Source organism: Natrarchaeobius oligotrophus, assembly GCF_003841465.1.
In the GTDB taxonomy this organism is placed as follows: Archaea; Halobacteriota; Halobacteria; order Halobacteriales; family Natrialbaceae; genus Natrarchaeobius; species Natrarchaeobius oligotrophus.
In genome coordinates, this window is the sequence record NZ_REFZ01000009.1 from 1 (window position 1) to 23,121 (window position 23,121).

18 protein-coding genes are annotated in these 23,121 nt (G+C 64.3%); 10 read left to right on the forward strand and 8 right to left on the reverse strand.

What is annotated here, in order from left to right; translation table 11 throughout:
* The first annotated feature begins 140 nt into the window (after window positions 1-140).
* Window positions 141-350 carry a cytochrome P450 gene (locus EA472_RS23420; RefSeq protein WP_124192215.1) on the forward strand — a complete coding sequence of 70 codons (210 nt, stop codon included), beginning with the start codon at window positions 141-143 and terminating at the stop codon, window positions 348-350.
* Between the two features lie 44 nt (window positions 351-394).
* Here the strand turns inward: EA472_RS23420 and EA472_RS13685 are convergent, their stop codons facing one another.
* From EA472_RS13685 to EA472_RS13695, 3 genes are read right to left on the reverse strand one after another with little or no spacing between them, the layout of a single operon-like run.
* Window positions 395-2,155: a nucleoside recognition domain-containing protein gene (locus tag EA472_RS13685; protein WP_124192081.1), complete on the reverse strand. Its 1,761-nt coding sequence runs from the start codon at window positions 2,153-2,155 to the stop codon at window positions 395-397.
* Window positions 2,156-2,158: 3 nt separating this feature from the next.
* Window positions 2,159-3,454, reverse strand: coding sequence for an NAD(P)/FAD-dependent oxidoreductase (locus EA472_RS13690; protein ID WP_124192082.1), 1,296 nt, complete (start codon window positions 3,452-3,454; stop codon window positions 2,159-2,161).
* Complete coding sequence (locus EA472_RS13695) at window positions 3,451-3,768, reverse strand: hypothetical protein (RefSeq protein WP_124192083.1); 318 nt, start codon at window positions 3,766-3,768, stop codon at window positions 3,451-3,453. Before EA472_RS13695 ends, EA472_RS13690 begins: the two co-directional genes overlap by 4 nt.
* Window positions 3,769-4,067: 299 nt before the next feature.
* On the opposite strand from EA472_RS13695, the gene EA472_RS13700 reads away from it, so the two are divergent.
* From EA472_RS13700 to EA472_RS13715, 4 genes are all read left to right on the forward strand, one after another.
* The gene (locus EA472_RS13700; RefSeq protein ID WP_243637847.1) at window positions 4,068-4,436 is read left to right on the forward strand and encodes a hypothetical protein; all 369 of its coding nucleotides are present in this window, start codon (window positions 4,068-4,070) and stop codon (window positions 4,434-4,436) included.
* 732 nt (window positions 4,437-5,168) lie between these two features.
* On the forward strand, window positions 5,169-6,893 hold the full coding sequence (locus tag EA472_RS13705) for an alkaline phosphatase family protein (RefSeq protein WP_124192085.1): 1,725 nt from the start codon (window positions 5,169-5,171) through the stop codon (window positions 6,891-6,893).
* Window positions 6,894-7,096: 203 nt separating this feature from the next.
* A complete protein-coding gene (locus tag EA472_RS13710; RefSeq protein WP_124192086.1) occupies window positions 7,097-7,762 on the forward strand; it encodes a helix-turn-helix domain-containing protein in 666 nt (221 codons plus the stop codon).
* A gap of 115 nt (window positions 7,763-7,877) precedes the next feature.
* Complete coding sequence (locus EA472_RS13715; RefSeq protein ID WP_243637848.1) at window positions 7,878-9,548, forward strand: right-handed parallel beta-helix repeat-containing protein; 1,671 nt, start codon at window positions 7,878-7,880, stop codon at window positions 9,546-9,548.
* A gap of 48 nt (window positions 9,549-9,596) precedes the next feature.
* Here EA472_RS13715 and EA472_RS13720 read toward each other — a convergent pair whose 3' ends face one another.
* Window positions 9,597-10,685: a polysaccharide deacetylase family protein gene (locus EA472_RS13720; protein WP_124192088.1), complete on the reverse strand. Its 1,089-nt coding sequence runs from the start codon at window positions 10,683-10,685 to the stop codon at window positions 9,597-9,599.
* Window positions 10,686-11,059: 374 nt separating this feature from the next.
* On the opposite strand from EA472_RS13720, the gene EA472_RS13725 reads away from it, so the two are divergent.
* Window positions 11,060-12,709, forward strand: coding sequence for a flippase (locus EA472_RS13725; RefSeq protein WP_124192089.1), 1,650 nt, complete (start codon window positions 11,060-11,062; stop codon window positions 12,707-12,709).
* A 231-nt stretch (window positions 12,710-12,940) separates the two neighbouring features.
* Here the strand turns inward: EA472_RS13725 and EA472_RS13730 are convergent, their stop codons facing one another.
* Window positions 12,941-14,047: a glycosyltransferase family 2 protein gene (locus EA472_RS13730; protein ID WP_124192090.1), complete on the reverse strand. Its 1,107-nt coding sequence runs from the start codon at window positions 14,045-14,047 to the stop codon at window positions 12,941-12,943.
* A gap of 57 nt (window positions 14,048-14,104) precedes the next feature.
* Window positions 14,105-15,367: a polysaccharide deacetylase family protein gene (locus tag EA472_RS13735; protein ID WP_124192091.1), complete on the reverse strand. Its 1,263-nt coding sequence runs from the start codon at window positions 15,365-15,367 to the stop codon at window positions 14,105-14,107.
* A gap of 189 nt (window positions 15,368-15,556) precedes the next feature.
* Between EA472_RS13735 and EA472_RS13740 the strand changes: the two genes are divergently transcribed.
* On the forward strand, window positions 15,557-16,546 hold the full coding sequence (locus EA472_RS13740) for a glycosyltransferase family 2 protein (RefSeq protein ID WP_124192092.1): 990 nt from the start codon (window positions 15,557-15,559) through the stop codon (window positions 16,544-16,546).
* Between the two features lie 109 nt (window positions 16,547-16,655).
* On the opposite strand, the gene EA472_RS13745 is transcribed toward EA472_RS13740, so the two are convergent.
* Window positions 16,656-17,978: a polysaccharide deacetylase family protein gene (locus tag EA472_RS13745; protein WP_124192093.1), complete on the reverse strand. Its 1,323-nt coding sequence runs from the start codon at window positions 17,976-17,978 to the stop codon at window positions 16,656-16,658.
* A 235-nt stretch (window positions 17,979-18,213) separates the two neighbouring features.
* Between EA472_RS13745 and EA472_RS13750 the strand changes: the two genes are divergently transcribed.
* Together EA472_RS13750 and EA472_RS13755 are read left to right on the forward strand one after the other, a co-directional pair.
* Window positions 18,214-19,914 (forward strand): asparagine synthase-related protein, encoded by a 1,701-nt coding sequence (locus tag EA472_RS13750; RefSeq protein WP_124192094.1) that lies wholly within the window; start codon window positions 18,214-18,216, stop codon window positions 19,912-19,914.
* A gap of 246 nt (window positions 19,915-20,160) precedes the next feature.
* Complete coding sequence (locus EA472_RS13755; protein WP_124192095.1) at window positions 20,161-20,709, forward strand: hypothetical protein; 549 nt, start codon at window positions 20,161-20,163, stop codon at window positions 20,707-20,709.
* Between the two features lie 6 nt (window positions 20,710-20,715).
* Here EA472_RS13755 and EA472_RS13760 read toward each other — a convergent pair whose 3' ends face one another.
* Window positions 20,716-21,306, reverse strand: a complete 591-nt coding sequence (locus EA472_RS13760) for a DUF7344 domain-containing protein (protein ID WP_124192096.1) — start codon at window positions 21,304-21,306, stop codon at window positions 20,716-20,718.
* A gap of 390 nt (window positions 21,307-21,696) precedes the next feature.
* Between EA472_RS13760 and EA472_RS13765 the strand changes: the two genes are divergently transcribed.
* On the forward strand, window positions 21,697-22,686 hold the full coding sequence (locus EA472_RS13765; protein WP_124192097.1) for a DUF1616 domain-containing protein: 990 nt from the start codon (window positions 21,697-21,699) through the stop codon (window positions 22,684-22,686).
* The last annotated feature ends 435 nt before the right edge of the window (window positions 22,687-23,121 follow it).

The window sequence follows — 23,121 nt, forward strand, 5'->3', positions numbered from 1 at the left end:
CGCCGCCACCGCTGCTCGACCGGTTGATCGACGACGCACAGAAGATCCACCAGCAACGGCCAGTGTTACAAGAGACGCTCGCTACCGCTACGCAACCGAGGTGTGAGTCTTAGCTAAAGACGAATACCCCCGGACAGTTTCTGCTTGATCGACGCCCCACACACCACGTCGCGTTTGGACACGGGACCCACTTCTGTCTCGGCGCTAGCCTCGCCCGTCTCATCGCTCGGACGACTCTTGACGTGCTCTTGGAGCGATTCGAGGAAGTCACGGTCCACCGCGACCAGGCCAAACCGACAGGGAGTATGCTCGTGTACGGCCCCTCAACGCTCCCCGTGACTGTCGCGTGACGATTATGAAATTGTGTTCGGATGCTGATCGAACTGGTATTACTTCATCCGAACAACAACGTTCCTCCCCAGGCGATCGCCATCGCGAACGCGACCGCGGCACCGGCCTGACGGACCATCATCGCGAGCGCCCAGCGAATCGACACTTCTCGAGCGACGGTGAACGCCGTCACCAGACAGGGAAAGAGAACGCCCGCGAGGTAGACCGCCACGAGCACCTGCACCGGCGACAGTGCGGTGGCGCTTCCTCCGTCGGCAGCCAGAAGCGCGATCCCATCTTTTCGGATCGATGCGAGCACCACTGTCAGCGCGACGCCCCCGGGGAGGTTGAACAGCCCCATCGTCGGCTCGAGCACCGAACCCAGCGCGTCGACGACGCCGGCGCGATCGAGCGCGGCCGCGACGAACGTGATGAGCGCGAAGATCGGCAGCGCTTTCAGGACGAACTCGCGTAACGCGCTCCAGGCCTCCCGGGCGACCGCTCGCGGGTCCGGACGCTGGAGGAACGTCCGTCGGTCGACCACCGTAGACGATCGGCGGGCCTCCGAGGGGGCGATCGCCGCGACGTAGACCAGCGTGGTCGCGGCGAGGACGAGCAGATACGGGCCGACGAGCCAGCTCATTCCGACCGCGGCGAAAACCGCGAGCGTCGCGGGGAACTGGTAGGAGCAGGCCGAGCCGAACGAGATGGCCGATATCGTAGTACACCGGGTGCAATCCGAGCACGATCGGGTGTTCACCACCGCAGGAACGTTACAGCCGAACCCCATCACGACGCGCACGAGGTCTCGTCCCGAGAGCCCGAACCGTCGCATCGTCGGGTGTAACGAGACGGTCATTCGGGTGACCAGTCCGGTGTTCTTGTAGATCCCGAGGACGACTGCGAAGACGAGCATCGTCGGACCGGCCCAGACGAACAGGAACGGCCCCATCGTGAGAAAGCCGTACTCGCTCGCGAGCACCGTCGCGAACGGTTGGGGCAGCGTCGAAGCGCGAGCGACCGCGGGCTCGAACGCCGTCCCGACGAGCGGATCGAGTTCACCAGCGACCGCGTTAGCGAACCACACCGCGATCGCCGCCGGGACGAGCAACAACAGCGCGCTGACGACCGGGCCGACGGACGGCCGCTCGAGAATCGTCTTCGGCGGCTCGATCCGCCCGCCGACCCGCCGACGGGCCGATCCCGGGAACGGACCCGGCTGCTCGAGCGCGCGCAGAATGCGAGCGTAGTCGGTGTCGGGGCTCGCCGCCGCGGACGACTCCCGTCCGCCACCGCCGCGATCGACTCCGGCGTCGGTGACTCCGGCGTCGGTGACTCCGCCGTCGGTCATCGGTCGGGAGACGTCGCGCGCATCGACCGGTACGATCGGGACACCCAGGTCCGCGCTCAACTGTTCGAGCTCCCGTCTGGTATCGGCCGTCTCCGCGACTTTGTCCCAGAACGTGACGACGATCGTTCCCAGTCGCCCCTCGACGAGCGGGAGGAGGTCTGCGAGGTTGCGGTCGACGTCCGTCGCCGGAACCACGAGCATCACCCGTTCGTGATCTTCGAGCTGGGACAGCGCGTCACGCGTCGCTTCCGTATCAGCGTCGAGGACGATCCCCGGCGTATCGACGAACTCGAAGTCAGCCGTCACGTACCGCTCGCTTCGCACGGTCGACCCGCGGAAGTTGTCGCTCGTCGGACGATCGCCGGTCAGTGACGAGACGAGCGCGGATTTTCCGACGCTCTCTTTTCCGACGACGGCTACGGTTTCACGACCCGTTCGACGTCCGTCTTCGATCGCTCGAGTTGCTCCCCGCATCGGCTAACAATCACACAGATCCGGCTCGCAACAGGACAGATCGTCCAGAAACATGTTCGCCTCCCGATAGACCTGGAGGGGCTCCGTGTCGACTCCGAGTCGCTCGCCGATGGTCTCCGCGATCACCGGAAATCGCGCCCTGAACTTGTAGATGAAGCAGAACTCGACGTCGTCGTGTTCGACGGCCGGTCCGGCGAGAAACAGTCCGGGCGTCGACGGTGACTCGTCGCGATCGGTCAGCCGTATCGTTCCTTCCGCTCGCGGGAAGAGATTCGCAACCGGTCCGAGCGTCGGCTCGAACCCCGTCGCAAGTAGCGGTCGGGTCCCGACGGTGTACGTTCCGTCCCCGTCGTCGAGTTCGTATCCGTCGGCAGGGCGTGCGTCGACCTCGAAACAGCCGTCCGACCGCCGCCGAACCTCCTCGACGACGGCCCCGCCTTCGACCTGCAACCGATCGGAGTCCGCGACCGACTCGAGGCGCTCGAGCGTGTACGGTGACAGAACGTCGCTCGGATCGGGGCCACGAGCGGCCCAGGGCTCTCCGCTATCGAGGACGCGGACCCGACGGCCGGCTTCGACGAGCGCGACGGCCGCGTCGATCCCGCTCTCGAAGCCGCCGACGATCAGGAAGTCGTCCGCGCTCCTGGCTGCAGCGTAGTCGGCCCACGACTCGACCTCGCTCGTGTGGACGCACAGCGACGAACCCGGAACGTGATCCGTCCGCGGCGTTCCGAACTGCCCGCCAGCCCAGACGACGTACTCGCTGTGAATCGGACCGTCGTGCGTCTCGAGGACGAACCCGCCGTTCGTCTCCGGATCGTCGATCGCACCGCCGTCGACCGCCGTGACGGCATCTGCTCGCTCGCCATCGACCGCCGTGACGGCGTCTGCTCGTTCGCACTCGGAGGCCGTCTCCTCGTCGGATTCCGCTCCGGCGGGACCGCCGCGGGATTCGACGGCCGTCACCTCGACGCCCGTTTCGACGGGCAGTTCGTAGAACTCCGCGACGACCTCGAGGTAGTCGGCGTACTCGTCGCCGCTTGGATGCTCTCGATCGAGCGAGAGCGCGGGGGAGGTGTCGGGCGTAATCGCGTTCAGGTCCGTCAGCCCGAAGCTGTTGCTCGGAAACGACGGCGTGATACAACGCATCTCCGCGGGCCAGTATCGAAAGGACGCGCCGATCTCGTCGCGCTCGAGGATTCGTATCTCGAGGTCGAGCGCCGACAGGGCGACGCCGACGCCGATACCGGCGGCTCCCGCACCCACGATCGCGACGTCCACTCGCTCGTGGTCGGTCATCGAACCTCGTCGAGCGGTTCTGCGGAGATTTGCCCACGCTCGTTACCTGCACCGTGCTCGATTCCCGGTGTCTCGATCCGGAGCCGTCCGGAGCCGTCGCCGATCCGCGTACAGATCGAACACAGCGTCCGGTAAAGACCGGCGGTGACGACTGCAGCGGTCGAAGCGCCGAGAACGAACTGTTCCACGAGCGGGCCGCCGACCGCGAGTCCGACCCCGCCGCCGAGAGAGCCGCCGATGATCGCCGCTTTCACGGCGAACTGTGTGTCGTCGACAAGTTCGTACGTCCTCGAGTCGGTAGTCGACTTGCGCATTCTGATACCAACTTCCTGCCCAATATTATTAAAAGCTACTAATTATACTGATAACAAAAACATTAAAATTCTGAAATCCTCGATCGTCGCGGACGAGTTTCACGGAGACGTTGCAATTCGGTTGTTGTGCCCGCCGAAACGGCGCTCACGAGCGCAAGGGTTCAGTTTCGATTTCGGTACGGACGCAATTCGTCTGAATCGAAACCAAGCGTCGAAACGGACGTTCCCTATTACGTACGGAATCGTCGTCGCTCCGCACGCACGCTATGAAAGCATCATCCCTTGACAGACGTCGATTCGTGCAGGCGATCGGAATCGGTTCAGTCGCGGCGATCGCCGGCTGTTCGGACGACCAGGACGACCCGGTCGACGGCGACGACGACGTCGGCGCCGGAGACGACGAAGACGACGAGTTCGGAAACGGGGAGTCGGACGATACGCCCGGTGACGATGACGACGTCGCCGCCGGAGACGATGAGGAAGGTACCGACGAGATGGACGACGACGATGACGACCTCGCAGACGACGGGGACGACGGCGGTTTCGAGGACGACGACGATGGCCTCGAAGACGACGAATCGCCTTCCGACGAAAACGATGATGAAACGCCTGCCGACGACGAGGAAGACGACCTCGATGACGGGGAGGACGGTGATCCCGAGGAGTAACTACTCTCACCGCCGTCGAAGTTTCGATCGGTCGCCGCCAGCCCGCGGTCGTTCCGGCTGGCAGCCGGACGTTCCGACCGGTGAACGATCGGTGTCGGGCTCGACCGAGCGACGCCGTCGCCGATTCGACTCGCTTTTTCTGCCGATCAACTGACTCGCCACTCCGCGACGCAGTTGCCGGGGCGGAGCCGCGTCCCACGAATACGACTATTGCTGCTTCGAGCGTCGCCGCTTCGTCGGAGGCAGAACGTCGACTCGAGTAACCGGCTCACGTTTGTCCATTCGAGTAACCGGCTCACGTTTGTCCATTCGAGTAACCGGCTCACGTTTGTCCATTCGAGTAACCGGCTCACGTTTGTCCATTCGAGTAACCGGCTCACGTTTGTCCATTCGAGTAACCGGCTCACGTTTGTCCATTCGAGTAACCGGCTCACGTTTGTCCATTCGAGTAACCGGCTCACGTTTGTCCATTCGAGTAACCGGCTCACGTTTGTCCATTCGAGTAACCGGCTCTCAGTTACCGATTCGGGTGACCGGCTCACAGTTATCAGTTCCTCAAGTCGATGCCCGATCACCGCCTTCGCTGATCGCGTCGAGTTTAATTGGTCGATAATGATATAGCGAGCCTCTCTCTCCGCGGATAACACACGTGATTCGAACTGATCGATGCCGTCGCGCCGTCGGGCAATCGGCCGAACAGCCGGTCGACGGGAAACGAGGTGAGGTGAACCGATGAACCAACCGAACTCCGACGACAGGGACGCAACGTCCGAGAACTTCGACGAGGCTACAGCAACTGATGAATCGACCGAGACCGCTCGCGAGTCGACCAACCTCGAGACGCTGCTCGTCGGCATCGATGCGGCCTGTCTGTCGACCTTCGATCGACTCGAGCGGGCCGGCCGAATTCCGACGATCAGACGGCTCCGGTCGGACGGCGTCGCCGCTCCGCTCGAATCTCAGATACCGCCTTGGACGCCGAGCGCCTGGCCGTCGATCTACACGGGCGTCAATCCGGGCAAGCACGGTGCGATCGGTTTCGTCGGGTACGAGGGATACGACTGGCACGTGACCAGCAGCGACGACGTCGACGCGCACCCGTTCTGGACCCTGCTGGACCGGCAGGGACGGACGAGCGTCGTGGTCAACGTTCCGGTGACGCACCCGCCGGACGACTTCGACGGCGCGATCGTCCCCGGCTTCCTCGGCCCCGAGGACCCGACGTGTCACCCGGAGGGGGTGCTCGAGGACGTCCGCGATGCGATCGGGGAGTATCGCGTCTATCCCAACTACGTTCGCGACGACGACTCGATCTCGGACGAGGAGAAGATGGCGGAGTACCGGCGTCTGATCGAGATGCGGGGCGAAGCGTTTCGCTATCTCGTCGACGAGCACGACCCCGAGTTCGGCTTCGTCCAGTTCCAGAAGACCGACACGGTGTTTCACGAGTTCGCCGGTGACGAGGAAAACGTCGAGACCGTCTACGAGGCGACCGACGCCCAGATCGGCGCGATACTCGAGGCGTGCGATCCCGACCGCGTCTTTCTCGTGAGCGATCACGGCATGGGTCCGTACGACGGGTACGAGTTTCGTATCAACGAGTTCCTCCGCGACGAGGGGTACCTGGAGACGACGACCGGCGGGAAGGGGATGCCCTCGTGGACGCCGATGCGCAGGCGGCTCCGCGAGGGTGAGGAGTACGATTCCTGGGAACCGGGAACCGTCGCGCGGGCCGCCTCGGTCGCAGCACACTTCGGCGTCACCGCCCGTCGAGTCCGGGCGGCGCTCGAGCGGGTCGGACTTGCGGATCTCGCGACGAAGTACGCGCCCGGGGGCGTCTCCCGGACGGCGAACGAGCAGGTCGATTTCGCCGCCTCGAAAGCGTACGTCCGTGCTCGGACGGAACTCGGCGTCCGAATCAACCTCGAGGGGAGAGAGCCCGACGGCGTCGTTTCGCCCGACGAGTACGAGCGGGTTCGCGAAGCGCTCATCCGCACGCTCCAGCGAGTGGAGACGCCCGACGGCGAGCCGTTCTTCGAGACTGTCGCGCCGCGCGAACAGTACTTTCACGGGGAAAACGTCGACCGGACCGTCGACGTGGTGACGATTCCAGCGGCGTTCGACCACACGCTCTCCGAACAGGTCCGGACCGACGGCGATTACTTCGCGCCGACGGAACCGTGGAACCACAAGCTCGACGGCGTCTTCGTCGCGGCTGGCGACGGCATCGCCGAGGACGCCTCGCTCGATCGCGTTCACCTCTTCGACGTCGCGCCGACGGTCATGGCCTCGATGGGCGTTCCGTACAGCGACCGGATGGACGGTGAGGTCGCACCGATCGTCGACCGAACCGACCCCATTTCGTACGCGGCGTACGCGGATCGCGGAAACCGCGACCGGACCGCGGTGGGCGACGAGGTGACCGACCGGCTCGCTGATCTCGGATACGTCGACTGATACGGTCTGTTGTAACGATTTACTGGTGCAACCGCAGGGCGGTCGCGATTGCATCGGTAACGAGTTACAACAATCCGTATGAGGGGATTGTCGTCACGATTTCTGCGGGACGGCGCCCGACAGTTGCAGCGATCGCAACGGTCGCTATCCCCGGTATAAGTAACGCGTCCCGACCGCATCCGACGAACCGGGCGGAGATCGCTATGGGATTCATCGCAGAGATTCGGCTCGTCCACGACGAACTGCCGCTGGCGTCGACGATCGCGGCTCACCGATCGGTGACGATCAGATACGAGTACGCGCTCTCGACCGACCGACCGACGGCGTTCGTCTCCCTCTTCGGCGACGAGCACGCGTCGATCGAGGCGTCGATGGACGAGGACCCGACCGTGTCGAACCACATGCGCGTCGCGACGTTCGCGAACCGAACGATCCACCGAGTCGTCCTCGACACCGACCGACGGATCGTGCCCGACCGGTGCGGCGAGTGCGGGTCGTTCGTCTTCACGATCACGAGTGGGGAGCGGGGGTGGGTCGTGCGGATTCACTTTCCGGACCGGGAGTCGCTGACCGAACTACGGCGGTACTGTCGCGACCGCGGCATCTCCTTTCGAGTAACGCAACTGTACGATTCCACATCGAGCGACGACGGAACGTACGTTCTGACCGAACGACAGCACGAAATCCTTTCGATGGCGTACTACGGGGGATACTACGACGTTCCCAGGGCGATGACGCAGGACGACCTCGCGGAACGCCTCGGCGTTTCCGATTCCGCCGTGTCCCAGCGGCTCCGGCGCGCCGTCGCCGAATTGATCGAAGCTTCCCTCGAGACCGATCGAACCCCTGACGTGCCAGCCCGTCTCTAGTCGGATCCCCGTCGGTCCGAATCGCGCTTTCGGTTCCGACTGGCGGAGTCGAAACTTAAAAACTTGCTATCCGAATCCATAGATACTGAACCCGTACATGAGTCGGTGGACGTGAATGTCGCAGTCGGAAGGACGTAATTCTGGGGAAGCAGCGCGAACGAACGACGACACCCGTGAGACGAACGGTGGTGTGGATGACCGTTCGCCTGATGGAGCGTCGACGAACGTGGAACGGCAGTCAGCGACCACGGGACGATCCAGACGCTCATTGCTCCGAACCGTCGCGGTTGCGGCCGCGTCGGGTATCGGCCTAGTCGCCGCGAGCGAGCCGACCGCAGCGTTTCACGAGGGATACGATTCCGTCGTCGACGTCGTCGACGAGGGTGCGGACGATACGGGGAGCGAGTCGATCACACCCGTTCTCGAGGAACTCAGGGCGGACGACACCGCGTTCGTGTTTCCGGAGGGTCGCTACTACGTCGACTCGCAGTTTCGTTTCACGGGGTTCGAGAACCTCGGGTTCTTCGGGCGCGACGCGACGCTCGTGCCCGCGAACTACCACGATTTCGACGGGCCCCAGTACCGGCTGTTCCGGCTGGGCGTCTCGTACAACCCTGGCCGCGACCTCCGGTTCGAAGGGTTCGACGTCGACCAGTCGGCGCCCGACACGGGTATCCGCGTGATCGAAGCGACCGTCTCCCGATCCCTCGAGGTCCGCGACGTCAGCATCACCGGGGAACACGACAGTGGAACCTGGGGGCCCGGGATGTTCGCCGTCACCGATCCGGACGGTCGGGGCGTGATCGAACGGTTCCGCGCACCCGACGGCGGCGTCCACGCCGACGCGACGCCGCACGCCGGAAACGCGTGGCGCGGTCCGATCGGGATCGAGGCGAACACGAACGTGGGCACGCTCGAGTTCACCGACTGCGTGCTCGGGGGCTTTCCCGACAACGGGCTGTACGCGGTCAACGAAACGGGAACGGTGGTCGTCCAGGGCGGCCGCTTCGCCAACAGCAACGGCGCGAACGTACGTCTGGGCGGCGACGGGAGCGTCATCAAGGATGCGGTGATCGAGGTCGATCGCACGCGATCGTACGACGACGGTCAACGCGGTATTCGTCTCGAGAACGGCGACGACCTTCGCGTCGAGAACGTCGACGTCTCTATCAGCTCGCCACAGCCTACGAGTCACGCGATTTCGGTGATGAACACCTGCCGATCGTCCAGGATCGACGAGGCGACCATCGAGATCCGGGGAGACGAGGTGAACCACGGGATCGTCGTCTCGCCGAAGGCGGGGTACACCCACGTTTTCGACGGGGAGATCGTTCACGAGACGGCCGGCGGCTATCCGCTCTGGATTCGAGGCGGCGACGGACGGGAGCGGGTGCTGGTCGAACTCCTCGACGTCTCCGGCGAGTCCGGCGTCACGGCAGCCGGCTTCCGTGACGGAATCCGGTGTGAGCGAAACGGCTGTCGGTTCAGTCACGTGACCGTCGATCAGCCCGCTCGAGACGGGGCCGACCGAAACGGCCTCGTTCTCACGGGAGACGACGCCACCATCTACAGGGGAACCGTCCGCGCGAGTCAGTACCCGTACGTCGATCAGGGCGACGGCAACCACCTTCGCAACTCCGACGTCGAGTCCTACCGCGACGGCCTCGAAGGGGTGCGCCTCTATCCGGGTATCGACGGACCGGAGTTCAGGGTCAACAGGATCGCAAACGGGATCGACGACCTCGGGGCGAGCGACGTGCTGACCTGGCGAAACACGTACGATTGATTCGGCGTCGTGTAGCCGAACAGGAGGGTGCTACGCCGCGGACGGCTACTAGCCCGAACCGCCGACGGTCGCTTCGATCGCGTCGCGGAACGTGACGACCTCGAGGTCGCGTTCGTCGATCCACTCGAGGGTCTGGCGGATGCGATCGCCGGTGACCTCCTCTTTGAACGTGTGTGCGCCGACGACGCCGAGCGCCTCCTCGTGGGCGATTCGGTCGAGAGCCGATTCGACGTCGTCGGGAGTGGTGAACTCGATGAAGTAGTCCCGTCGCGTCTCGAACGGGTCGAACGTTTCCGGATCGTTGACCATCGAGCCCGGTCGCACGTTCGCGATTCCGGCGTAGTACTCTCGAGCGATTTCGACTGCCCACTCGTCGACGATGTCGTACGGCGCGAGCAGCGTCTCGATCTCGAAGCCGCGCCCCTCCAGTTCTCGCTTCGATTCGCCGAGGAACTCGCGCATGACGTCCGCCGGATAGCGCTCACGGGCGTCTCCGGCTCGAAACGACGTACCGAGGGGCTCGTCGAACTCGAGGTAGCCGCCGACGTCGTCGCGGTCGGACCCGACGACGGTTCGCCGAACGCTGTCGTCCCCGTCGGTGATTTCGATCTCGTACCCGTGGTGAAACCCGTGGTGTCGCCGTTCGGGGTAGATCCGAGTGTCGTCCGGACCGGCGTCCTCGACGAGTTCGAACGCACCCAGCGCGGTGTGTGCCGTCGTGTGGGAGGCGACCTCCCATCCGGCTGCCTCGAGTTCTCCGATCTGATCGACGTCCATCCAGTCGGTGCCCTGGAAGTCTTTCCGACCGATCCACTCGGTGACGATTCCCGCGGTCGCCGGCGCGTCGAACTCGCGGTGTACCGGATACGCGACCTCGTAGTCCTCGATCGGTCCGTCGTCGTAGACGAAGACGACCGCGCCTCCGTCGACGCCGGGAACGTCGTCGGGACCGGTTTCCGTCGCCGGCTCGTCTTTTCCGGTCGCGTGATCCTCGCCGTCGTTCGGTCCTGTGTTCGTGTCCGCGCCGTCCGAGCCACCGTCTCCGTCCGCCAGTCGTTCCAGACAGCCTGGGGTCGCTCCGATCACGCCCGTCCCGGCCGCCGCGACGAAACGGCGGCGAGTGGGTTCGTCACTCATCGCCCTCACCTGATTCGACCCGCGTCAATACGTATGCGTGGAATAACGATCGTTTCCGCCACGAAACCGCGGAGACGATCGTTTCGTACGGGCTGCGACGAGTCGTTCCCGGCTGATCGCAAAACGGCGGGCGATCGACCGGTGATCAGTCGTAGCAGACCACATCACGCGTCGCGATTAGCGGTGTGTACCGAACGTCTGTCATGGTGTCGTCCGACTGCTGCCGATTCGACGTCCGAACGACCGGACGCCGCATTTAACGCAGGTATAATAAGGGGATCGTGGCGATATCGCTCCGGTAGCGTGGACGCCGTACACGAACGCAACGGACCGGTCGCAGACGCTATCGACCGCCGACGTCGGGGGGACGGGGTGTGAACAGGAGCATCGCGAGCGGCGTCCTCTCGGTCGTCGGCGCGAAGGTGATCGTGCTGAGCGTGACGGTCGTCACGACGCCGCTTCTGTACCGGCTCCTCGGCGCGGGCGGGTTCGGCGAGTACGCCTTCTTGCTTTCCGTCTTCGCCATCTACATGATCTTCGTCAGTTCGGGAATTACGGACGGCGTCCGGAAGTTCCTCGCCGAGGATCGGAACGACCCGAACTGGAGCGAATCCGTCGTCGGATTCTACTTCAGGCTGGCGGCCGCGCTCGCCGCAGTGGGTGCGCTGGGGCTCGCACTCGCCGCCAGGTTCGACCTCGTCGCGGTCGCGTTCGGGGACGAGCTGACGATCTACTTCTACGCGCTCGCCCTCCTCGTGATCACGGCCCAGTTCCGAGACTACGCCCGCAAGACGCTCATGGGATTCGGCCTCGAGCGCTACTCGGAGCCGCTCACGGTCCTCGACAAGGTCTGCTTCGTGGCCGTCGCGATTCCCCTCGTTTCCGTCGGTTTCGGAGTGATGGGCGCGCTCGCGGGACATCTCTTCGCCAGCGCGCTCGTCGCGATTACCGGCCTGTTGCTCGTTCACCGACGTCTTTCCCTGTCGTGCGTCCGGAGTCGGTCGCCCGCTCGATTTCCACGGAAGCGACTGCTGACGTTCAACTCGATGAGCGTCGTGCTCGTGTTTCTGTTGATGTCGCTCTATCACATCGACATCGTGATGTTACAGCAGTTCGCCGAGAGCGAGTCGGTGGGGAACTACCGGGCGGCGCTCGCGCTCGCGGAGTTCCTCTGGTTCGTCCCGCTGGCGCTCCAGACGGTGTACGTTCACTCGACGTCGGAGCTGTGGTCGAACGACCGTCGTCGAGAAATCTCCGAACTGTCGTCCCAAACGACCCGATACACGTTCCTCCTGACCGGCGTCATGGCGCTCGGCCTCGCCGCGCTCGCTGACGTCGTGGTACCGCTGTACTTCGGCTCCGAGGCCGAGCCGGCCGTCTCGCCCCTCCTGCTATTGCTCCCCGGGGCGCTCGGATTCGCGCTGGCCCGTCCGATCCTCGCGGTCTCGCAGGGCGAAGGAACGCTCCGATACCCGGTCGCCGCGACCGGTTTCGCCGCCGCGATCAACGTGATCCTCAACGCGTCGCTGATCCCACGCTACGGGATGCACGGGGCCGCCGTGGCGACGAGCGTCGGCTACGCCACGATGTTCGTCTTCCACTGCTGGAGCGCACGGCGCGTCGGATTCGACCCCCTCTCGGACGCACGACTCGGACGTACGGTCGCGACGACGCTCCTCGCCGCCGGGCCGATCGTCGCCCTCGCGACGGCGATCACGAACCCGTGGCTCGCTCTCGCGATCGTCCCTCCCGCGGGGCTGACGATCTACCTCCTCTTTGCCGTCCTCGTCGGCGCGCTCGAGCCCGGTGAGCCGTTCGAACTCCTCGCGCTCTCTCCCGATCCGATCGGTTCGCGGGCGGACGCGGTCCTCCGTCGACTCCGGAACGCCGGCGTAGCCGAAACCCACGGCGGGCCGACGCGGAACTGGCTCCAGAACGCGTTGTTCGTGCTGGGACTCTCGCTGTTGCTCTCGGGATTCTCCCTTGGCGTCCTCGGTCCCGCTCTGGATGGGCTGGTTCGGTAACACCGCCGCCGGCCGACCGATGACCGCGTGCGAGTCGCGTTCGTCTATCGACGAAAATTGACTCCTGCTCGGACGGTTCGCTGTTAGACGGTCTGTCGTCAGTCGGTACCGGTGCAGTCGCGATACGTCCGCAGTTACGCCGATGGATCTCCACAGCAGTTCGTCTCGGTCGTCTCTGGAACGACTGCGGACGGACCGCACTCGGACTGGTACACGATCACGGCAGTCCGATCAACTGATCTGGGTCTCGAGATGCTCGTTTTCGGCCATGTCGAACGTCATCGCGAACAGGAGGAGCGCGACGCCGGCGACGAGCAGCACGGGACTTGCCGTCCCCGAGAGGCCGGATCCGAAGACGACCGTGGAGAGCCACCGCAGTCCGGCGACGGCGATCGTCGCCGTCCCGAACAGGTAAAACAGCGCGAGCGGATGAAAGTCCCGGACGAGGTACTTCGACCGCAGCCGCCACAGGAAGTTCCGAAGCAGCATCGTCGACACCTTCGGAACGTACTGAGAGTAGGTGATGCTCGACTCCTCGTCGCCGTAGACTGCGGGCATCGCGACGTCGGCGACGGCTAGCCCGCTCGCGTTCAGCTTCACCAGCAGGTCGTTACAGTAGCCGTAGTACTCGTAGAGTTCGTCGACGTCGACAGCCTCGAGCGCCTCGCGGGAGATGGCCGTGTAGCCGTTCTGGGGATCCATCGTCTTCCAGTAGCCCGAGGCAATCTTCGTCAGGAACGTCAGGATCGCGTTCCCGACCAGCCGAAAGCGCGGCATCGACGCCCGATACTCGCTCGACAGCAGCCGGTTTCCCTTCGCGTAGTCGGCGACTCCGTCGACGATCGGATCGAGCAGGCGCGGCATCAGGTCGAGATCCATCTGGCCGTCCGCGTCGACGGTAACCGTGGCGTCGACGCCCTCCTCGAGGGCGGCGAGGTAGCCGGTCTTGATCGCGCCGCCAGCACCGCGGTTCTCGCGGTGGCGGATGGGAACGACGCGACCGATGGAATCGCGAACCGTCGCCCGTCCCGGGAGCGCCGACGGTCCGCCGTCGGTCAGGGCCCGGTCCGGATCACTCCGCTCGGAGCGGTCGTTCCGATCCGCCGTCTGGTCGGTCCGTTCCCGCCCGCCCGCGGGGACGGTCGATCGGGAGCGTTCGTCGCGTTCTCGGTCCGCTTTTGCCGCCGCGTGGATCTCGTCCCACGTCCCGTCGGTCGACCGGTCGTCGACGACGTACAGCCGGTCGACGAACGACGGCATCTCGCGAATCACGTCGCCGACGAACCCCTCCTCGTTGTAGGCGGGTATCACGACGCCGACGATGTGCTCACGGTACATCGTCGCGCCCACCCCCGTCGAACCGACCGACCGGGTGGATTCCGTATCCCGTCTCGCTCATGCGTCCGCGTGCACCTCCGACGCCGTGACGACGTCGACCTCCCGGCTCGCGACGTGCTCGAGAAGGTCCTCGAACGCGCGCTCGCTCGTGCCCTCGCCGCCGACGTGCTCGAAGTGGAGCACCGCGAGCTGTCCGTACTCGGCGGCGTGATCCACGTAGGCTCTGGTCTCGTCGCCGGCCGCTCCCGAGACGAACCCGAGGTTGTACGGATCCGTGACCGGCAGCGCGTTCGGTCCGCCTCCGTACCGAAACGCCCGCTCGTGATACTCCGAGACGAGGTCGGCGGCCGTCGTGCTGAGCAGGTTCCGCGGCGTGACGAAGGTGTCCGCGCCGTCCTCGAAGCCGCGGTTCTCGAGCCAGGCGCGCGTCCGGCGGATCAGTCCCTCCTGTTCGTTGGGGGAGAACTCCTGGAGGTACTGCGCACCCGTCCGTGGTCGCGCGGCGACGTCCCAGCCGGCGTCGACCAGCTCTTCGAGTTCCTCGAGCGTGAGTCTGCCCGTCTCCCCGACTGCCTCGGGAATAACCGCCTCGACGCCCCCGAACCCGTACTCCTCGAGGCGATCGAACGCAACCCGGCGGTGGCTCTCGAGCGTGCCGTCGAACAGGAACAGAATCCGTCCTCGGTCGGGCCGGTCGACCGATCGCAGGTCGTCGATCCAGCACTCGATCGAACCCTCGTGATCGCCGCGTCGTCGGACGGTCAGTCGAATCTCGCGGACGTTCGAGAGGTCGGGATGGCCATCGACGCGCGTCGTTCCGAAGTCGACGCGAACCCAGCGGTCCTGCGGTCCCGTGAGCGTTCGTCGCATCGCGTGAACGTCGTTCGAGTTCGGCGCGAACAGCTCGAGGGTGAGCTGAAGCTGTTCCCGTCCCGTGTACTTAACCGCGAGCGAGAGGTTCGATTCGCTCAGGTCCAATCCGTCCGGAGTTGTCGTGTAGATACCCGCATACTCGGCGTCCGCTCCCGCCGAGAGGCGAGCCGACCGGGTGCCGACGTACGGGTCGTTCGCGTCGGCGCGCACGGTGCCGGCATCGAGCATCGACACCCACCCGTCGAGGTTCTCAACCGTCTCGAGAGGCTCTCCCGGCAGATCGTCACGGCCGTCGACTTCGACCGCCGGTTCGGACGGCTCGTCGTCCGGAACCGGTTCGTCACCCCCACGGTTCGGACCCCGGACGCTCGAGAGACAGCCGGCGAATCCGGCTACTGCGACCGCGGACGCTGCAGTTACGAACGATCGCCTGTTTCGTCCCGTCATTATCCGCCGCGACGAACCGTTTCGTCTTCCTTATGTGGTCGTTAGCGTCGTTCCGTTCGTTTACACCGTTACACCGGGAGTGACTCGCGCCCCGGAGTGCGTGACCATTGCGTGCGCTTCGGCGCCCACTGGAATCCGCGCGGTTTATCCTGTCGATAATAATGCAACCCGAACGGCAAGACGAGTGAGATGCCACGCGTCAGCGTCGTCATCCCGACGCACGACAGAGCGGAGACGCTACCGCGCGCGATCGACAGCGCGCTGGAACAGACGATCGACGATCTCGAGGTCGTCGTGGTCGACGACGGATCGACTGACGACACGCCGTCGGTCCTCTCGGCGTACGAGGACCCGCGGGTTCGACCGATCGTACACGCGACCAACCGCGGCGCGAACGTCGCCCGGAACACCGGGATCGATCACGCGCGCGGCGAGTACGTCGCCTTTCTCGACTCCGACGACGAGTGGCTCCCGGAGAAACTCGAGCGCCAGCTCGAGGTCCTCGAGCGCCGCTCGGACGAGTGGATCGGCGCGTACTGCGACGCGACGTTGGAGCTGTCCGGACCGAGCGGCAGACTCCGAAGCGCCGTCGCCGCCGCGCTCGCTCGGACGGACGAGGAACCGACGATGGAGGGAGGTGCGGAGTTGATCGGCGAGATCCTGGCGGACAACGTCCAGCCGGGGGCCGGCTCGACGCTGCTCGTTCGGACCGACGTCGCCCGCGACGTCGGCGGCTTCGACGAGCAACTCGATCGGTTTCAGGACCCCGAGTTCTGCCTGCGGCTGCTCGGCGAGGGCCGTCTCGCGTACGTCGACGAGCAACTCGTGAGCCGCGAGGAGACGGGTCATCCGCCGGCAGACGTCGTCAGGGCCGCCGACGAACGATACCTGTCGATGTACGAAGCGGAGGTCGACCGGTTCGAAGCCCGGGGATACGACGTTCGCTCGAGCCACGAACTCGTCCTCGCCAAGCGCTACCTGGCCGACGGGCGGTTTCTCCGGGGCGTCCGGCACGTGCTGGCGGCCGAACCGTCGCCGAGACGGTACCCGGGTCTGTGCTGGACCGCGGCCGAGGGTGTTAGACGCCGCCCGAGGCGGTTCGTCGCGGCGGTCGGACTGGCGTTCGCGGCGATCGTCGGCATTCGAGCGATACTCTCGAGCGTCGACGGTTACCGGTGATCGACGACGACAACAGCCGTTGTTCCGCAGCGGATGGCTCTTCGATCGAGGTGGCCGCGGAAAATGGATCGGAATCGACTCGAAAACGTGCGAGCCGTGCCCTGTGGATTCACGACGGATCGGTTCGAAGCTCCCAGAGGTCGTCGAACGTGATGACCTCGACGTCGGCGGCGTCGACGTGCTCGAGGAACGTCTCGTAGTCCGATTCCGACATCGTGTTCTCCTCGTCGAACGCGTGGAAGTTCAGGATCGTACACTGGTTGTGTTCTGCGGCGAGATCGACACACCGCTTCGAGATGTCGAGGTCGTGGGCGATCGTCCGCGGGAGCGCCATCGGATCGAAGCCGTAGACGTTCGTCGTGTTGACGTCTCCGGCCTGGTTGAAGCCGCCGCAGTAGTGGTAGTCGGTGAAGTACTCGAGGCTCGTCCGATCGTAGCTGTTGTGCGGGTAGACGATGTAGTTCGCCCCTTCGAACCCGTTCTCGACGAACCAGTGTTTGTCGCCCCTGATTCGGCTCTCGATTCGATCTTCGTCGTCGTACTCGTGGATCGGCTCGTGGGTTCCGTGGACGACGATCTGGTCACCGGCGTCCTGGCGCTCCTGGAGTTCGGAGACGCTCATGATACCATCCCGTCCCTCCTCGGTCCACCGTGGAACTGGTGCCTGGACCGTCCGGAAGTCGAACTCGTCGTGCAACGGCGCCGCGGTCTCGTAGTAGTCGCGGAATCCGTCGTCCCAGACCAGCATGACGTACCCCGTCTCGGGCGTGTCGTGCGTGCGCAGGTCGTCGATCCAGACCTCAGCTTCGTCCATGGTGTGGAGGACGTGAATCTCCAGGCGATCCAGTTCGTCCATCGCCGGTTCGATCTCGCTTTGCTCGTAGACGCCCGGACTCGACCGGAACCAGCCGACGTCGGGTGCGCGGTACGTGATTTCCCTGAGGGAGTAGTACCTGTCGCTCCCGAAGCTGTCCACGAGCCGAAGGTTGATCGTGACGTTCTGCGGGGTCGTCGTCCGGATCGCGAACGAGAGATCCGCGTCGGCCAAATCGGCGTCCTCGAGGTTGCGTCGCGCGACGACGTTCTCGGTTCCGTCGGACGTCAACTTGAAACTCTGCGTCCCGTCGAACACGACGTCTTCGTCGCCCTCGCCCGTTCCCCCGTCGACTTCCCAGCCATCGAGGTCCTCGAAGTCGACGAACGACTCGCCCGGCTGTCCGTACCGCTCGCGGCTATCGTACCGGGTCTCGAGCGCCGGAACGCCGTCGGCGAGCGCCGACACGTCGGCTTCCGTCGACTCGTTTCGCGGAGCGTCGTCGGTTCCGTCGTCCGAGATCAACTCGACCCTGTCGGCACAGCCCGCGATACCCGCGGTGACCGTCGCGCCGGACAAGGCGAGGAATCGTCGTCTCGTGGATCGTCCGTCCATCATAGCGAGACGACGGTTCCGACAGCGTACCCATTATTATAGAGCCGATAGGCCGTCGAGACGGTCGCTCGGATCGACCGAGCCGTCGCCGCAGAAGAGCCGATTTCGACCGCTTCGATCCTTAACGAGGACATAGTAAACGACCGAACGGGCGAACCGACACACGATCGGGCGATATCGAGGTCGAGGACGCGGCTCTCCGCGTCGATCGACCGTCGCCGGACGGTCGTGGTAGACGATGAACAGGGAACTCTTCGGCGTTTTCGGAGGTATCGACGCGTTCGAGCGGTTCAGATCGCGAGACGAATTCGATCGGGTAGTCGTCGGCCCGGACGTGACCGTCGGACTCGGAGACCCGGGCCTCGACCGAGCCGGATGGAGCGATATCGCCGTCGACGGCGCGAACGGGTGCGTCGTCTACGGCGAGGCGTACGCTCCCGACGACGAGGCTGGCGCTTCGTGGCTCCTCGAACGCACTGCGACCGAGGGCCTCGACGCGCTGGCGTCGTTCAACGGCTCGTATCTGGCCGTCATCGACCTCGACGGAGAGTTCCCGTTCGTCGTCACCGATCCGATTCGATCGCGGGAGTGTTTCTACACCGACGACCCGGGTGTTCGCGTCTTCGGTACCGACGCTTTAGCGGTCGCGCGGACGATCCGGGAACCGTCGCTCAAGGACGACGGTGTCCTCGAGTTTCTCCACCTCGGCGTGACGCTCGGCGAGAAGACGTGGCTATCGGGACTCCGCCGCCTTCCGATCGATAGCCGACTCACGCCCGATGCGGTCGAGTCCCTGGGCAGGTTCGTCTACGAGCCGCGGGAGTTCGATTACGTCGACGAACTCGCAGCGCGTCTCTCCAGGGCTGTCCGTCGACGCTCGTCGACTCCGGGTCGGAAAGGCGTTCTGCTCTCCGCCGGCTACGATTCCCGAATTCTCCTCTCGCAGGTGTCGGGGATCGAGCGCAGCTACACGGTGGGGGCGTCGGACGCCCAGGAGGTTCGTGGCGCGAAACAGCTGGCAGACCAGTACGGAGCGAGCCACACGGCGCTTCCCCCCGACGAACGCTACTTGCTCGCCGACGAGTCCAAGGTCCGCTACTCGCAGGGTATCAAGGAATCGCTTCACATACATCACGCGGGGTACACCGACGACCTCGAGGTCGAGACGATGTATCACGGACTCCTCTCTGACACCCTCTTTCGCGGACACTTCGGTGCGCGCGACGGCGTCGACGTGCTCGGCAAGCGCGTCCCGTTCGAGCGCCTCGATTCCGATCCGGACCCCGTCGAAACGCTGCTCGAGAAGTTCGGATACGACCGCGACGCCAGCCTCGATCTCGCCGAACGGACCCGGTTTGACGCCGACCCGGAACCGTTCGTCAGGGCCGCCATCGCCGACGAGTTCGCGTCGAACCGGTGGCGAGCGAACGCGATACAGAACGCGATCACGTGTTGCGGGATCGCCAATCAGCCGTCGATGCCGTTTCACAACCACCTCGCCGATCGGTTCTACGCGCCGTTTCTGGCGACGGACGTCGAACTCGTCGACTGGCATCTTCGGACCCCGCCCGAGCATCGGACGACGGAGACGTTCCTGAAAGCCTGTCGACGAATCGACGACCGAATTCTGCGTCATCGCCCGCCGGATCGTCCGCGCGGTCACGTGCTCCTCAACGAGGTCGAAGGATTCATTCGGCGGAAGACGCCGCTCCTTTCGTCGTTCGAACCCCCGTGGCCGGATCGGGCGGCCCTCTTCGACCGATACGATCTCGACCGCCGACTGTTTTCGAACCGCAACCGGCTTCGATCGCTCCCGCCGCGGCACAAGCTTCGATTGAACGACGTGCAAACGTGGTTCGGCGCTTGCGTCGGCGCTGAAGACGAGTCCCGCCAACCGTTGCGAGCCTCGAGAGCGCCGTCCGAATCAGGAAACGGCTAATCGCCGTTGACGTTGGTGCACTCCCGTTCGCGAATCGGCGACCAGCACGCCCGTCGTGCCCGCTCGAGTGCGGGCGGTGAGCAAATCGCTCGCCGACTACTGGGGATGATTTCGCCGTGGTTGTGAACGGCTGGCGTGCGATTATCACGATTGATACCGTTTTCATCGGTCGATAATCGTCGTCCGCACCGCTCAACGATCCGCGCCGTGAAAATACTTATATATCGCCAAGGGATACCCTGCAATATGCGTCTGACGCCTTTCGGGCTCGGCTCTTCGACGGACGAATCCGACGGAGAGCGATCCGAGGACGACGAATCCCCGGAGGTTACCATCTACCACAACCAGGTAGATGGCGACACCACACCGCTTGACTCCCCGTCGGATGTGACGTCAGACTTCGTTCCGGAGTCCGATTCGGCGCTACTCGCCGTGCTGGAACAAACGGACACCCCCGCAACGGTCGACTCAGTCGTCGACCGGTTGACCGAGCCGGCGGAGCCGTCGATCGAGACGTGGGCCGCCGTGCACGAACGTCTTCACGACGAGCGCCTTCCCGAGCTGGATGCAAGCGGCGCGATCGAGTTCGACGCCGATCGAGGAACGGTCGAGACGGTCGAAGCCCGATCCACACAGCGGTCACTCCTAACGGCGCCCCTCGTCGGTGTGGCACTCGTCTCCGTCCTTTTCATCGTTCTCGTTGCGTGGTTGACGTCCACGTTGACCGCGTTGACGTTTACCTTCGTCGTCGTGATGATCGTCGCCTGGTTCGTTCCGGTGTCGGGAGTCGTCTGACGCACGTTACTGTACGAACTGCGTCATCGTTACCAGGGTGAATACGAGCAGGATCAGCGCGGCCAATCCGACTCCGGAGAGAAACGACGCGAACGGCAGCTCCAGCACCGCCCCGAGCAACGCGACGTAACAGATCGCCGTCGCGACGATGTAGTAGTCGTGGCGGGTCGTCTCGCCGGACTCCTGCTCCTCGCCGAAATCGTCATTCGGATCCACGTGGAGATACTGATCGACGCGATCCGCAAGCGGTTTGCGCTCGACGATTCCGCGATTCTTCTGGTACTCGATAACGCCAGCTTCGTCGAGTTTCGAGAGGTGTGATTGGTACAGCGGAATATACACGCGCTGTCGTTGCGTGGAGGTCAGCTCTTCGACCGTCGTTTCGTGTTCCCACGCCGCCACCTGCTCCGCGACGTCGCGCATGCGCACCGCCTCGTCGACGTCGCGAAGATATCTGAGAACCAGCCGACGCCGCTCGTTTTGCAGAAGGTGGAATATCTCGTCCTCCGATAGCTCGCGCTCGGATTCCGGACGGTCGTTCTCCTCGTCCGGTCCACCCTCAGTTTGTTCTTCAGGGCTGATATGAGTCGATTTCATCGCACCATCTTCCCCTCTCTCTTTCCGGGTAATAAAAGTAGAGGAACTGTACAGTGTCAGAAGAAAAACTTTTAGTGGTTTCACTGGCAAAGTTGACGCTTCATCACATTTTAGTACTCCAATATCGTGACTTTCAGGCCTTAAAGACAGTATTTTGTCCGTCTCAACCTATCCTTCATTCCCGTTCAGTTCATCAGGAAACATTCTATCATTTAATTTGATTTTGCCATCGTTCTTCACAGAACAACCGTTCTTGGATGGTCGAAATGACCTCCCTCAACAGCTATGTCAGGGTGGGTATGGTTGTCGGTCAAACGGGGCGTTCATCACCCGACAGTTTCCCGGCTTACCGGACCGATAATAAACCGCGCTCTGCGCGTCAACGACGATATGAGCGACTCCGACTGGTGGTTTCTCGATCTGGCCGCCGTCATCGCGGTCACCGGAACGCTTTCGTTCGCCCTCTTCGCCGGGATCTCCGGTCCTGTCCGGGTGCTCCTTGCGATCCCGCTCGTCCTCTTCCTGCCGGGGTACGCGCTGGTCGCGGTCCTGTATCCGGACGAACGTGGGGACGAGTATCGGGCGTTCGACGATCGAAAGACTGGACTCAGCAATCCGCTGTTGCTCACCCGTGGGCTCCGGCCGATCGAGCGACTCGTCCTGTCGGTCACGTTTAGCGTCGCCCTCGTTCCAGCGATCACCCTTCTTACGACCCTCTCCCCGGGGGGTATCGTAGCGGAATCCGTCCTTCTCGGGACTGCCACGGCGACGATCGTTCTCTCGGTCGGCGCGATCGCGTCGCGGTATCGCTGTTCACCCGACCGTCGGTACTCACCGTCGCTCGCAGCGACGGTCCCGTCGTTCACGCGAGTCCGACACGGAACGTACACCGTCACGGAGCCACGGCCGTACAACGTCGCCATCGCCCTTGCGTTCGTGCTCTTGCTCGCCAGCGCCGGATTTGCACTCGCTAACCCGCCGCAACACGACGGATTCACCGAGTTCGCGGTCGAAACGGAGAACGTAACCGGCGACGTCGAGACGATGTACCCGTCGACGTACGCACACGGCGAGACGCGGGATCTGACCGTCTCGATCACGAACCGCGAACACGAATCGCGGGCCTACACGACCGTCGTCTTGCTCGAGCGCGTCGACGCCGGAAACGGAGAGACGACCGTCGAGAACCGAGAAGAGCTGGCCCGGGAAGCGACGACGGTCGCCGACGGAACGAGCCAGGAGCAAACGCTCGAGATAACGCCGACCATGCGGGGCGACGACCTCCGGTTGACGCTGCTCCTCTACGAGGACGAGCCGCCGGATTCACCGACCGGTGACGACGCCTATCGCGCGATGCACCTGCCGATCGAGGTCGAGTAGCTGTGGCTGTGGGAACACGCTACCGCGCGTACGTCGGCGTTCACGCACGCGCGAGAGTAATTCGCCTTCGACGCAGGAGGCGATCGCCGCCGCCGTCGGACGCAGCTTCCGGACCTCGTCGACGAACCGCTCGCCTGAACGTTCGAATTCACGGAGACGGGATACTCGACCGACGCTCGTCTCTCCCGTCGTCAGTTTCGCGGTGTACGCCCGTACGCGCGGGAACGCGAATCACCGCTTTCGGGTGCGTTCCCATATCGCACCTCCCGTACCTCCCAACGTTCTCGATCCGTTTCACTCGAGACGTTCCGTGGAACCGCGTGGTCCTGTGTGATAGTAACAACTGCAACGATTTACACGCTGATCGTCGATCTGTCTGGCGATCAGGTGTGCAATAACGTGCAGTGGCTACTACAGGCTTCGTCGCCGCCAGCT

Coding starts and splice junctions, on each gene's coding strand:
- EA472_RS13735 (WP_124192091.1), bottom strand. CDS start 15,367: ATGACGGGACGAAACAGGCGATCGTTCGTAACTGCAGCGTCCGCGGTC.
- EA472_RS13740 (WP_124192092.1), top strand. CDS start 15,557: ATGCCACGCGTCAGCGTCGTCATCCCGACGCACGACAGAGCGGAGACG.
- EA472_RS13720 (WP_124192088.1), bottom strand. CDS start 10,685: ATGAGTGACGAACCCACTCGCCGCCGTTTCGTCGCGGCGGCCGGGACG.
- EA472_RS13760 (WP_124192096.1), bottom strand. CDS start 21,306: ATGAAATCGACTCATATCAGCCCTGAAGAACAAACTGAGGGTGGACCG.
- EA472_RS13715 (WP_243637848.1), top strand. CDS start 7,878: ATGTCGCAGTCGGAAGGACGTAATTCTGGGGAAGCAGCGCGAACGAAC.
- EA472_RS13765 (WP_124192097.1), top strand. CDS start 21,697: ATGAGCGACTCCGACTGGTGGTTTCTCGATCTGGCCGCCGTCATCGCG.
- EA472_RS13730 (WP_124192090.1), bottom strand. CDS start 14,047: ATGTACCGTGAGCACATCGTCGGCGTCGTGATACCCGCCTACAACGAG.
- EA472_RS13710 (WP_124192086.1), top strand. CDS start 7,097: ATGGGATTCATCGCAGAGATTCGGCTCGTCCACGACGAACTGCCGCTG.
- EA472_RS13755 (WP_124192095.1), top strand. CDS start 20,161: ATGCGTCTGACGCCTTTCGGGCTCGGCTCTTCGACGGACGAATCCGAC.
- EA472_RS13690 (WP_124192082.1), bottom strand. CDS start 3,454: ATGACCGACCACGAGCGAGTGGACGTCGCGATCGTGGGTGCGGGAGCC.
- EA472_RS13705 (WP_124192085.1), top strand. CDS start 5,169: ATGAACCAACCGAACTCCGACGACAGGGACGCAACGTCCGAGAACTTC.
- EA472_RS13685 (WP_124192081.1), bottom strand. CDS start 2,155: ATGCGGGGAGCAACTCGAGCGATCGAAGACGGACGTCGAACGGGTCGT.
- EA472_RS13695 (WP_124192083.1), bottom strand. CDS start 3,768: ATGCGCAAGTCGACTACCGACTCGAGGACGTACGAACTTGTCGACGAC.
- EA472_RS13750 (WP_124192094.1), top strand. CDS start 18,214: ATGAACAGGGAACTCTTCGGCGTTTTCGGAGGTATCGACGCGTTCGAG.
- EA472_RS13745 (WP_124192093.1), bottom strand. CDS start 17,978: ATGATGGACGGACGATCCACGAGACGACGATTCCTCGCCTTGTCCGGC.